This window comes from Acidovorax sp. CCYZU-2555 (genome assembly GCF_018413525.1).
GTDB lineage: Bacteria > Pseudomonadota > Gammaproteobacteria > Burkholderiales > Burkholderiaceae_C > Comamonas.
Genome location: NZ_JAHCDD010000066.1, coordinates 22,539 through 34,030, shown reverse-complemented (window position 1 = coordinate 34,030; position 11,492 = coordinate 22,539). Strand labels below are relative to the sequence as shown.

Here is an 11,492-nt window from a genome sequence, read left to right as displayed (position 1 = left end):
ACGCAAGTTCTTAGGTTACGACCCTATCGTCTAGAGGCCTAGGACATCACCCTTTCACGGTGAGTACCGGGGTTCGAATCCCCGTAGGGTCGCCAAGTTTGAAGCACTTGGGTATGGCAAATTCATTTGCTGCACCACAAAGCTTTCTGCCAGGAGTGGTAGTTCAGTTGGTTAGAATACCGGCCTGTCACGCCGGGGGTCGCGGGTTCGAGTCCCGTCCACTCCGCCACAGTTAATGGAAGTGTGCATTCTGCATGGCTCCAATTGGGGGTATAGCTCAGCTGGGAGAGCGCTTGCATGGCATGCAAGAGGTCATCGGTTCGATCCCGTTTACCTCCACCAAGAAGTTAGAACGCAAGTTCTTAGGTTACGACCCTATCGTCTAGAGGCCTAGGACATCACCCTTTCACGGTGAGTACCGGGGTTCGAATCCCCGTAGGGTCGCCAAGTTATAGCGCTTGGCCTGTATCAAGTACAGGCAGAAAGCTATCTACCAGGAGTGGTAGTTCAGTTGGTTAGAATACCGGCCTGTCACGCCGGGGGTCGCGGGTTCGAGTCCCGTCCACTCCGCCATAGTTTGTGAATTGACGCTTGCGTTGATTGAGTCGATTGCAAAAAGGCACTGTGTTTTGCGCAGTGCCTTTTTTTGTAAGGTATACGGTGCCGTTGGGGAAGCGCCAGTTCATCGTTTTGATGGCTTTCCCCGCAGATGAGAGAACGCAAGTTCCCAGGTTTTGACCCTATCGTCTAGAGGCCTAGGACATCACCCTTTCACGGTGAGTACCGGGGTTCGAATCCCCGTAGGGTCGCCAAGTCATAGCGCTTGGCCTGTATCGAATACAGGCAAAAAGCTTATCTACCAGGAGTGGTAGTTCAGTTGGTTAGAATACCGGCCTGTCACGCCGGGGGTCGCGGGTTCGAGTCCCGTCCACTCCGCCATAGTCTGTGAATTGACATTGATGTCGATTCGGCTGATTACGAAAAAGGCACTGTGCTCTGCACAGTGCCTTTTTTCGTTGTCCCAGCGGTTTTGTGCAGCAGCGTTTCAGCAATTGCCCGAAAGCAGTTGCTCGAACAGCGTTTCACTGCCCATCTGCCCGCCCTTGAGCATGATCTCCAGCCCGTCGAGCGCCGGATCATCGCTGTGAAGGCGGCACAGCGCCACACCGGGCGCCAATTGCGCCTGATAGGACAGGCCCCATGCGTCAAGCGCCTGGACCGCATGGCTCGATGTATCGCCGCCGGCGACGCCCAGGCGCTTGATGGGCGCCCATTTGAGCACTTGCGCGAGCAATTCGCCGCAGGCCATGGCCAGCGCGCGTGCATTGGTGGGCGCGTCGGTTGCAGCGATTTCGCCGCCACTGGAGGTGCAGGCCAGCATGTTGACCTTTCGCTTCAGCCTGGTCGCGATGTGCTGTGCCATTTGCGTACGATAAGCCGCGTCGTTCGCCAGGCGCGGCGCATCCAGCAAAAGATGTTCGTAAGAGCTCGCGGCTTTGACCTGGCGTGCTGTCATCGGCGACAGGCTGCCTGCGAGCACCAGCACCGGGTCAACGGCTGGTGCTATGGCGGCGCTGACAGCAGGCGCCGGTCCTTGCCAGTGCGCGGCCAGCGCCTGCACCACGCTGCTTGGGCCTGCGGCCAGCAGCGGCTGTTGCCGCGCATGCTGCCAGATCAGCCGGCCGACGGTGACGAGATCATCCGTTCGCGCGATATCGAGCAAGACGGCGTCAGGTTGCTGCGCAATGACGGCACAAAGCTGCTGATCGAGTTCTGACTCGGCTTGCGCGTAGTCGGTGTAATCGAGCGACGCAAGCTGCAAGCCTTGCTGTGCGAAATGCAGCCGCAGATCGGCTTCATGCATGGGCGTGACCGGATGCCGGCGCATGGTCGGATGCCGGTCTATACGGTGCATGGCCGCGCCGGCGCTGGCAAACAGGTTGCCGAACACGCAATAGCGGCGCAGATTGGGCTGGCCGCCGACGATGGGCACGAAAGCATTGCCCGCATGCGGCTGCAATACGCGTATCGCCGTGCCAATGCTGCCGATATGCGCAGCGCTGTCGAAGGTCGAACAGGTCTTGTAATGCATCACCGGCGCGCCCAGCTGCGCGAACAGCCGGCCCACGGGCTCGAGTTCGCTCTGCATCTCGGCGGGCGTCATCGCGCGCGCCGCGCCCGCGATGCCCAGGCAGTCGAGCGGGCCGGCGCGTTCGAGCTGGGCGGGACTGGGCAGGCCCAGAAACAGCAGCGTGCGCAGACCGGCGCGCGCGGCCGTGGCCAGCGTATCGGTGGCGCCGGTGAAATCGTCGCCGTAATAGGCGATCTTCAACATGGATGGCATCGCCGCATCACTTGCCGAAGAAGGCCAGCGCTGCCGCGAGTTCGGGCGCCTGGCGCGCGTACTCGACCAGCGGCAGGCCTTCGCGGGCCGCGGCCCAGGCCTGGCGAATGCTGGCCACGCCCGCGGCCGGGCCGCCCGGATGGGCCAGAATGCCGCCGCCCGACATGAACAGCAGATCGTCGCTTTGCACCGCGGCCCAGGTAGCAGGCACGGTGCCGGCCCATTGGCCGGACGAAAACGCCGGCATGACCCGGTCTTCGATCTCCGGCGTCAGCGGCGTATAGCAATCCTGGGCCGAGGCAATGACTTCTTCGTCGGGCTGGGAGAATTTGCCCTGCAGGCCATGCACATGCATGTGGTCCACGCCCGCGAGCCGCCACAGCGTCTGGTAGGCCTGGAACGACATGCCCAGCAGCGGATGGCGCGACAGCGCGCCGTAGCCATTGCGGTGGCCGTGCAGCGTGAGGCCCGTGTGGCGGCGCAGCGTCTGCAGCGCCGAGTAGCCGCACCAGTTGAGGCTGGCCATCGCGCAACTGCCGCCTTCGCGCTCTATCAGGTCGGCATGGCGCTTCATCGCGTCGGTTTCGTCGGTGATGTTGAACGCCACCATCACATGCTTGCCGGTGCGGTCCTGGTGGGCGCGTACGGCCGCCATCACGGCCGGAATGCGCTGGGCCAGCGGTGCATGGGCGGGGTCGGCGCAGACTTCATCATCCTTGATGAAGTCGACGCCGGCCGCGCACAGGCGCGCCACGAGTTCGGCGGTCTGTTCGGGCGAGAAGCCGACATTGGGCTTGAGAATGGTGCCCACCAGCGCGCCGCTGGCAATACCGGTCAGCCGGCGCGTGCCCGCAATGCCGACCTGGGGCAGAGCGAACTGCGCGCGGTAGCTTGAAGGCAATTGCAGGCTTTCGAGCCGCAGGCCGCTGGCTTCGCCCAGATCGTAGAGGTTGCCCGAAACGGTGGCCGCGAGCGTGGGCAGGTTGGCGCCGACATTGGCGACCGGAAACGAGATGCGCACGCGCGCGCGCCGCCAGGGGCCGTTATGGCCCTGGCGCTCGAGCAGCGCATTGGGCAGGCTGGGCGCGTCCACGGATTCGAGTTCGTCTATGGACTCGACCGTGGCGCGTGCGCGCCGGCGCAGCGCATCGGTCTCGCCCTCGACGCGGGTAAAGGTGCCGCACGACTGTTCGCCGGCCATCACTTCGGCGACGAGGGCAGGCGCCAGGGGCGTTTCAATCAGGTAGGTGGCTTCGAAGCGATCGACAGTCATGGGGCAACGGGCTCAGAGTTTGCTCAGGTCGGGGAACGGGCGAACGGGGTCGGTGACGCCGTCCCAGGTTTCGGACGCGGCGCGAATCATGTCGAACATCTTTCCCTTGGGCCCGGCGACTTCGGACAGCTCGATCACGGTGCCGGGGTGGTACTCGGTGTCGAAGTAGATGAAGCGGCCGTTCTGGCCGACTTCGCCGCTCATCACGGGCTTGAAGCCCTGCTGCAGCAGGCGCTCGAGGTCGGCATCGTAGTTGCTGGTCCAGTAGGCGACATGCTGCAGCCCCGTGCGCCCGGCCTGCAGGAAGTCGCGGTACATCGACGGCACGTCGTTGCGCGTCTGTATCAGCTCGACCTGCACAAAACCCGAGTTGGCGAGTGCCACAGAGTTGTGCGGCGCGTAGGCCTCGCCGTTGTAGCGGTAGTTCTCGATCGGCACCTTGGGGTTGTAGAACCAGGGGCCTACGCCCAGGGTCTTGCTCCAATATTCCATGGCAGCTTCGATGTCGTGCACGACGTAGCCCAGCTGGCGAATTTCTCCGAAATGGCGGCTCATGTGTTTTTCCGTGTAATGGATGAGAGGAAGAGGGAAGTGCGGTGCTTGCGGCGCGCGGCGCTTATTTCAGGAAGCCCGTGGAGATCCAGGGAATCGCCGCGACCAGCACCAGGCCGACCAGCAGCGCGGCCATGTAGCCGCCTATGTATTTCATGCCTTCGTTGGGGTCGACCTTGCTGATCGCGCAGGCGCCGTAGTAGCCCACGCCGATAGGCGGTGCGAACAGGCCTATGCCCATGGCGAAGATCACGACCATGGCGTAGTGCACCGGGTGCACGCCGGCCTGCACGGCGATGGGGAACAGCAGGGGGCCGAACAGCACGATGGCCGGAATGCCTTCGAGCACGCAGCCCAGCACGATGAAGGCGACGATGGAGATCGCCAGGAAGCCATAGGCGCCGCCCGGAATGTCGGCCATCATCTGCGCCAGGTCGGTGGAAAAGCCCGACTGGGTCAGGCCCCAGGCCATGGCCGTGGCGCAGCCGACGATGAACATGATCGCGCCCGACAGCGAGGCGGTCTCGATCAGCATGGGCTTGAGGCGGCGCCAGTCGAACTGGCGGTAGACCAGCAGGCCGGCGATCACCGAATACACCACGCCAATGGTCGAGACTTCGGTGGCCGTGGCCACGCCTTCGACCACGGCCGCGCGGATCACAAAGGGCAGGGCGATGGCCGGCAGCGCAATGATGAAGAACTTGCCGATCTGGCCCTTGCTGTAGCGCGTCACGCCGCTCAGGTCTTCCTTGCGGTAGCGCCACCAGACCACGGTGCACAGGCACAGGCCCAGCACCAGCGCGGGCAGCATGCCGCCGGTGAACAGCGCGGCGATGGACACGCCCGTGACCGAGCCTATGGTGATCAGCACGATCGACGGCGGAATGGTTTCGGTCTGCGCGCCCGTGGCCGACAGCAGCGCCACCAGGTCGCCGGGCTTGGCGCCGCGCTTTTTCATTTCGGGAAACAGCACGGGCGCGATCGCCGCCATGTCGGCGATCTTCGAGCCCGAGATGCCCGACACCAGATACATCGCGCCGATCAGCACATAGCTCAGCCCGCCGCGCACATGGCCCAGCAGGCTGGCGAGGAACTGGATCATGGCCTTGGCCATGCCCGTCATCTCGATCAGCGCGCCGAGGAAAATGAACAGCGGCACGGCCAGCATGATCAGGTGCGACATGCCTTCGTCCATGCGGCCCACCATCACCACCATGGGCGTATGCGTGGTCAGCGCGAGGTAGCCAAAGGTCGCGAGCGCGAAGCAGAACGCAATCGGCACGCCCGAGAACACCGTGACCGCGACGACGATCAGAAAGAACACCACCAGATTGAGCTTGCCCAGTGTCGCGAACAGCGGCTGTGCCAGCCAGAACGCCAGGATGATCGCGGCCGTCGCGGCGACGGTGATGGCGATTTGGCGCAAGGTGCAAAGCCGCAGCAGGCGCAGCACGGCAAAGATCGCCATCAGGCCCACGCCCACGGGAATTGCTGATGCACGCCAGGCGTTGCTGATTTCGAGCGCCGGCGTGACGATGAATGACTCCTCGTCGGCGTATTCGTAGGCCGGATGCATGACCATCACCAGAAATGCCAGCGAGGCGGAAATCGCCAGCGCTTCGAGCAGGCCGCGCGTCTGCGGGCTGACCTTGCTGACCAGCGCCGTCATGCGCATGTGCTCGCCGCGGCGCAGCGCCACGACCGCGCCCAGCATCGACAGCCAGAGGAAAAAGATCGAGGCCAGTTCGTCCGACCAGACCAGCGGCGCATGCAGCACGTAGCGCGCGACCACGCCCGCGAACAGGATCACGATTTCCGCCAGAACGATGGCCGCGGCAATGGCTTCAACCACGGCGCCCAGGCGCAGGTCTATGCGGCCGGCCAGTGCGCTGAACGGATTGGCCGGCGGCGCTGGACTCGCGTGCGGGTCTGGGGCGGGGGCGAGGGACATGACGGGTACTTTCTTCGGGGCAGGGGCGAGCCGCGCGCGCAGGCGCGGGCATGGCAATCGGATGGTGGTGGTCAGCGGGAGGCCTGCCTCCCGCGCAGGTCAGGCGAGCTTGCCGACGGTCTGTTCCAGCAGGCCCCAGGCTTCGTTGCCGAAGCGGCCTTTCCACTCGGCGTAGAAACCCGATTCGCGCAGCTTGGCGCGGAAGCTGTCGGCCGATGGGCGGTTGATCTGCAGCCCCTTGGCCTGCAGGTCGGCGATCACCGAATCGTTGAGCTTCTTGATGTCTTCGCGCTGCTGCATGCCCGCGTCATTGATCGCCGCGGCGACGATGGTCTTGAGGTCGGGCGGCAGCCGGTCCCAGGCGCGGCCGTTGGCGATGAACCAGTAGCCGTCCCAGATGTGGTTGGTCAGCGAAGCGAACTTCTGCACTTCGTAGAGCTTGGCGACCTGGATGATGGGCAGCGGGTTTTCCTGGGCGTCGACGATTTTTGTCTGCAGCGACGAATAGACCTCGCTGAACTGCAGGCTCGCGGGCGCGGCGCCCAGGCCCTTGAACATCGAGATCGACAGCGGGCTCACGGGCACGCGGATCTTGAGGCCGTCGAGGTCCTTGGCGCTGGCGACAGGCGCCTTGCTGCTGGTGGTCTGGCGGAAACCGTTGTCCCACATCTTGTCGAACGCATACAGCCGCATCTTGCCTATGGCCGCGCGCACATGCGCGCCGAGCTTGCCGTCCATCGCCGACCAGACCTGGTTGTAGTCGGAGAACGCAAAGCCCGTGGCATTGATCGCCGCGACCGGCACCAGCGTGGCGATCACCAGCGCCGAGGGCGTGAAGAACTCGATGCCGCCCGAGCGCACCTGGGCCAGCATGTCGGTGTCGCCGCCGAGCTGGTTGTTCGGGAAGATCTTGATCTCGACCCGGCCCTTGGTCTCCTTGAGGATGCGGTCGGCCGCTTCCTGCGCGCGAATGTTGAGCGGGTGGGTCACCGGCAGGTTGTTGCCGTACTTGTACGAGAACTCCGCGGCGCGCGCGACCAGCGGAAAGCCGGCCATGCCAGTGGCGATGGATGCGGCGGGAACGGCGGACAGGCTGCGCAGAACGCTGCGGCGGGTGACTTCGGCCATGGTTGTCTCCAGTTTTATTTTTGATGCGTTTTGATGCATCATTAGATGAAAGCCACGCAACGATAGGTGTTGAGCGGCGAGGCGTCAAATCATAAAAATGATGGGTTTTGATGTATGCGGGTTGACCCTGATGGATTGGAAAGCGGATCGCAGCGCGCGCGCGTGGCCGATATCGCGCGTGCGGCCAAGGTATCGACCGCGACCGTCGACCGCGTGCTCAACCGCCGTCCGGGCGTGCGCGATGCGACCGCGCAGAAAGTGCTCAAGGCCGCGGCCGAACTCGACTACCTGCCCGAAACCGGCCTCTACGCCGCGCTCGCGGCCGCGCCCATGCGCCTGGGCTTTTTGCTGCCCGACGGGCACAACCGCTTCATCCGCATGCTGGGCGATACGGTCGATTATTCGCAGGAGCACCTCGCGCCGTTCAACGTCAAATGCCGCAACGAGCAGTTCGAGAGCTTCAACCCGCAGCAGCTGGCCGCGCGCCTGCTGCGCCTGGGCGAGCGCTGTGACGGCATTGCCTTCATGGCGCTGGAGCATCCGGTCGTGCGCGAAGCGGTCGCCCAGCTGGCCGACCAGGGCGTGCCGACCATCACGCTGATTTCCGATCTTTCCGGCTCGCGCCGCGCGGCCTATGTGGGCCTCGACAATCGCGCCGCGGGCCGCACCGCGGGCTATCTGGTGGGGCGCTTCATAGGTCAGGGCGCGCGCGCGGGCAAGGTCGCACTGATTGCGGGTTCGCGCAGCTACAGCGCGCACGAGGAGCGCGAGGCCGGCTTTATGCATGTGATCGAAGAGATGTTCCCGGCGCTGCAGGTCGTGGGCCTGCGCGAAGGCCATGACGACGCGCAGAAGAACTACACGCAGACGCGCACGCTGCTCGAGCAGTATCCCGACCTGGCCGGCATCTACAACATCGGCGGAGCGTCCGACGGCGTGGCGCGCGCGCTCAAGGAAATGGGGCGCGAGCACAAGGTGGTGTTCATAGGCCATGGGCTCACGCCCGACACGCGCGCCATGCTGATCGACGGCAGCATGGACGCCGTCATCACCCAGAGCCCGCAGGCCGCGATGATGAGCTGCGTGCGCATCTTCACCAATCTGCGCGAAAAGCGCGATGCGATGCTGGGCGTCGATCCCGCGCGAACGTTGGTGATCTTTCGCGAAAATCTGCCTTAAATTCGTTAAAACGCGCCATGCCTATCAATGGGCATGGCGCGCCGGCATCAGCGTGGCGCGAGGCGGATCGCGCCGTCGAGGCGAATCACTTCGCCGTTGAGCATGTCGTTCTCGAAGATATGGCAGGCGAGCTTGGCGTAGTCGCCGGGCGTGCCCAGGCGGCTGGGGAAGGGCACGCCGGCGGCCAGCGCGTCCTGCACTTCCTGGGGCATGCCGAACAGCATGGGCGTGCCGAAAATGCCGGGAGCAATGGTCATGTTGCGAATGCCGTTGCGTGCGAGATCACGCGCGATGGGCAGCGTCATGCCCACGATGCCGCCTTTGGACGCGGAATACGCGGCCTGACCGATCTGGCCGTCGTAGGCCGCGACGCTGGCCGTGGAAATCATCACGCCGCGCTCGCCCGTGGCTTCGGCTTCGTTCTTGCTCATGGCTTCGGCGGCCAGGCGGATCATGTTGAAGCTGCCGATCAGGTTGACCGTGATGGTCTTGCTGAACACCGACAGCGCATGCGCGCCGTTCTTGCCCACGGTCTTCTCGGCCGGAGCAATGCCTGCGCAGTTGACCAGGCCCATGAGCTTGCCCAGCTGGGTTGCCTGGTCGACGGCGGCCTGGGCGTCGGCTTCGTTGCTCACATCGCAGTGCACGAAGGCGCCGCCGATTTCCTGGGCGACCGCACGGCCTTTTTCGTCCTGCATGTCGGCGATGACGACCTTGCCGCCCTTGGCCGCGAGCATGCGCGCCGTGCCTTCGCCCAGGCCCGATGCGCCGCCTGTCACGATGAATACCTTGCCTGCGATGTCCATGGTTTGTCTCCTTGATTGACGTTGACGTAAACGTCCATTATGGCGAGAAACCTTTCGTTCAGACTGTCGCTGGCGCTACCAGCGCGCAGTTTGGGCGCAAAAAAAGCCCGGCCAAGAGGCCGGGCTTTGATTGAGAGCGCTGCGCGATCAGTTGAAGCCGACGCGGTCAAGCATCTGCTGGACCTTGGTCATGTTCGCGCCGACGGCGCTGATTGGAATGGTTTCGCTCTTGAACGGCTTGCCGTTGGTCATGGCCTTGAGCGCGGGGTTGTCGAGCTCCACGCCCTTGGCCGCAGGCCATTCGTTGTTGCCGTTGGCGAAGTAGTTCTGCGCAGCGGGGCTGGCCAGGTATTCCAGGAACTTGACCGCATTGGCCTGGTTCTTGGTGTGGCGGGCGATCGCGCCGCCGGCGATGTTCATGTGCGTGCCCCACGATTGCTGGTTGGGGAACACCACGCCGACCTTGTTGGCCACGGCCTGGTCTTCGGGCTTGTTCGAGCGGATCATGCGCGCCAGGTAGTAGCTGTTGCTCACGGCGATATCGCACTCGCCCGAAGCCACGGCCTTGATCTGGTCGGTGTCGCCACCCTTGGGTGGGCGCGCCAGGTTGGCGACCAGGCCCTTGAGCCAGGTTTCGGCCTGCTGCTCGCCCATGTGCTCGGTGACCGCACCGAACAGGCTCAGGTTGTAGGGGTGCGAACCCGAACGGATGCACAGCTTGCCCTTGAACTTGGGGTCGGCCAGCGATTCATAGGTCTGCACGTCCTGGGCCTTGACCTTGATCTTGTTGTAGACGATCACACGAGCGCGCGTCGACAGGCCGAACCACGAAATGCCGCCGTCGGCCGCGGGTGCGCTGCGCAGATTCGACGGAATGACGTCTTCGAGCACTTTCGAGCGGATGGGCAGGAACAGGCCGTCGACTTCGCCGCGGTACAGGCGTGCTGCGTCCACCAGCAGGATCACGTCGGCGGGCGAGGCCGTGCCTTCGGCCTTCAGACGCGCCAGAATGCCGGCGTCATCCGCGTCGACGCGGTTGACCTTGATGCCCGTGGCCTTGGTGAAGCCGTCGTACAGCGCTTCGTCCGTGCTGTAGTGGCGCGCGGAGTACAGGTTGACGACGCCATCGGCATAGGCCGCGCCCGCGGCTGCCACGGTGCAGGCGGCGATCAAGGTGTGAAGAATCTTGGACATGGCAAATCAGTGTGAAATGGGATCGCTGGATAATACGCCAAACGCGAATTGTTCTTAATATTGTCCTTGCAGCGATGGCTGCCACCGCTTGCGAACAGGCAAAAAAAAGCCCGGTCAGAGACCGGGCTAGAAAGGATCCAAGAAACGGGGGTTTCGAGAGGATCCAAGGAGACAACTGGTGGTTTTGGCTTTCACCAAAACAATAGGGTCATTATGCGGGTATTCCCGGGATTAGGGAATACCTCAGGCAAAAAAATCGCGCGATCAGCCTTGTTGCGTGCTGGTCTTGACTGCGTCGACCACATTCTTCGAAGCGGTCTGCAGGTTGGCTTGTGCCAGGTCGGAAGCTTGCTTCACGGCTTTTTGCACCGATTCGGCAGCGTTGTTGGCCGCCGAGAACGAGTTCTTCAGCAGGGCAACAGCAGCTTCCGAGCCGGGAGGCGCGTTCTTGGTGGCATTGTCGATCAGCTCGCTCAGGTTCTTCTGGGCTTCGGCGGCGCGTGCTTCTACCGATTGGGCGATGGCCGAACCGGTGCCGTTGGCGATGTCATACAGGCTGCGGCTGTAGGCGGCAGTCTTTTCAGCCAGAGGCTGGAACCATTGGGCTTGCAGTGCCAGCAGTTGCTGTGCATCCTTGACGCTCAGCAGTTGCTGGCTGTGGCTGGCGGCGTCCGACAGTGCGTTGCGCGAGGCCGTCACATTCAGTTCGACCAGCTTTTCGACGCCGTCAAAGGCTTTCTGGGTCAGGCCGAACAGGGCTTCGAGGTGGGACTTCTGGGCGTTCAGAATGGCTTCGGGGGTCAGCGACATGTGATTTCTCCTTGAGTAGCGTTATGGAATGAACCAGGCTTGCGAGATATCTGCGCTGAGGGGCCCAAGGCCATGTTGCAGTGCAGCATAAGTGCGATTCTAGGCATTTCGCGCGGCGATGCAAGTGTTTTGTTGCAATGCAACAAATTTCCCGGAGGCACGGTCCGGACATCGTGCTGACATCTGCGTGGGGGCCCACCGGGCGCATGCGACACATGCCATGTGCCGGGCCATGGCACCATAGCGCCTCGACCA

9 protein-coding genes and 7 tRNA genes are annotated in these 11,492 nt (G+C 63.6%); 8 read left to right on the top strand and 8 right to left on the bottom strand.

Annotation, left to right across the window (positions count from 1 at the left end; genetic code table 11):
- The first annotated feature begins 19 nt into the window (after positions 1-19).
- The 7 genes from KHY18_RS20290 to KHY18_RS20260 all read left to right on the top strand — a co-directional run bounded on the left by KHY18_RS20290 (position 20) and on the right by KHY18_RS20260 (position 939).
- Positions 20-95: transfer RNA gene (locus KHY18_RS20290), tRNA-Glu, on the top strand.
- 57 nt (positions 96-152) lie between these two features.
- Positions 153-229 (top strand) — tRNA-Asp (locus KHY18_RS20285).
- 37 nt (positions 230-266) lie between these two features.
- Positions 267-342: transfer RNA gene (locus KHY18_RS20280), tRNA-Ala, on the top strand.
- A gap of 29 nt (positions 343-371) precedes the next feature.
- Positions 372-447, top strand: a tRNA-Glu gene (locus KHY18_RS20275).
- 49 nt (positions 448-496) lie between these two features.
- Positions 497-573, top strand: a tRNA-Asp gene (locus tag KHY18_RS20270).
- A 163-nt stretch (positions 574-736) separates the two neighbouring features.
- Positions 737-812: transfer RNA gene (locus tag KHY18_RS20265), tRNA-Glu, on the top strand.
- A 50-nt stretch (positions 813-862) separates the two neighbouring features.
- A tRNA-Asp gene (locus KHY18_RS20260) sits at positions 863-939 on the top strand.
- Between the two features lie 106 nt (positions 940-1,045).
- On the opposite strand, the gene KHY18_RS20255 is transcribed toward KHY18_RS20260, so the two are convergent.
- From KHY18_RS20255 to KHY18_RS20235, 5 genes are all read right to left on the bottom strand, one after another.
- The gene (locus tag KHY18_RS20255; protein ID WP_213304078.1) at positions 1,046-2,344 is read right to left on the bottom strand and encodes a four-carbon acid sugar kinase family protein; all 1,299 of its coding nucleotides are present in this window, start codon (positions 2,342-2,344) and stop codon (positions 1,046-1,048) included.
- A 7-nt stretch (positions 2,345-2,351) separates the two neighbouring features.
- Positions 2,352-3,617 (bottom strand): ribulose-bisphosphate carboxylase large subunit family protein, encoded by a 1,266-nt coding sequence (locus KHY18_RS20250; RefSeq protein WP_213304076.1) that lies wholly within the window; start codon positions 3,615-3,617, stop codon positions 2,352-2,354.
- Positions 3,618-3,629: 12 nt separating this feature from the next.
- On the bottom strand, positions 3,630-4,172 hold the full coding sequence (locus KHY18_RS20245) for a VOC family protein (protein ID WP_213304074.1): 543 nt from the start codon (positions 4,170-4,172) through the stop codon (positions 3,630-3,632).
- A gap of 61 nt (positions 4,173-4,233) precedes the next feature.
- Complete coding sequence (locus tag KHY18_RS20240; RefSeq protein ID WP_213304072.1) at positions 4,234-6,120, bottom strand: TRAP transporter large permease; 1,887 nt, start codon at positions 6,118-6,120, stop codon at positions 4,234-4,236.
- A 99-nt stretch (positions 6,121-6,219) separates the two neighbouring features.
- A complete protein-coding gene (locus KHY18_RS20235; protein ID WP_213304070.1) occupies positions 6,220-7,248 on the bottom strand; it encodes a TRAP transporter substrate-binding protein in 1,029 nt (342 codons plus the stop codon).
- A gap of 114 nt (positions 7,249-7,362) precedes the next feature.
- On the opposite strand from KHY18_RS20235, the gene KHY18_RS20230 reads away from it, so the two are divergent.
- On the top strand, positions 7,363-8,427 hold the full coding sequence (locus KHY18_RS20230; RefSeq protein ID WP_213304068.1) for a LacI family DNA-binding transcriptional regulator: 1,065 nt from the start codon (positions 7,363-7,365) through the stop codon (positions 8,425-8,427).
- 47 nt (positions 8,428-8,474) lie between these two features.
- Here the strand turns inward: KHY18_RS20230 and KHY18_RS20225 are convergent, their stop codons facing one another.
- The 3 genes from KHY18_RS20225 to KHY18_RS20215 all read right to left on the bottom strand — a co-directional run bounded on the left by KHY18_RS20225 (position 8,475) and on the right by KHY18_RS20215 (position 11,237).
- Positions 8,475-9,233 carry a 3-hydroxyacyl-CoA dehydrogenase gene (locus KHY18_RS20225; protein WP_213304067.1) on the bottom strand — a complete coding sequence of 253 codons (759 nt, stop codon included), beginning with the start codon at positions 9,231-9,233 and terminating at the stop codon, positions 8,475-8,477.
- 147 nt (positions 9,234-9,380) lie between these two features.
- The gene (locus KHY18_RS20220) at positions 9,381-10,427 is read right to left on the bottom strand and encodes an extracellular solute-binding protein (protein WP_213304066.1); all 1,047 of its coding nucleotides are present in this window, start codon (positions 10,425-10,427) and stop codon (positions 9,381-9,383) included.
- 264 nt (positions 10,428-10,691) lie between these two features.
- The gene (locus KHY18_RS20215; protein ID WP_213304065.1) at positions 10,692-11,237 is read right to left on the bottom strand and encodes a phasin family protein; all 546 of its coding nucleotides are present in this window, start codon (positions 11,235-11,237) and stop codon (positions 10,692-10,694) included.
- Positions 11,238-11,492 lie beyond the last annotated feature (255 nt).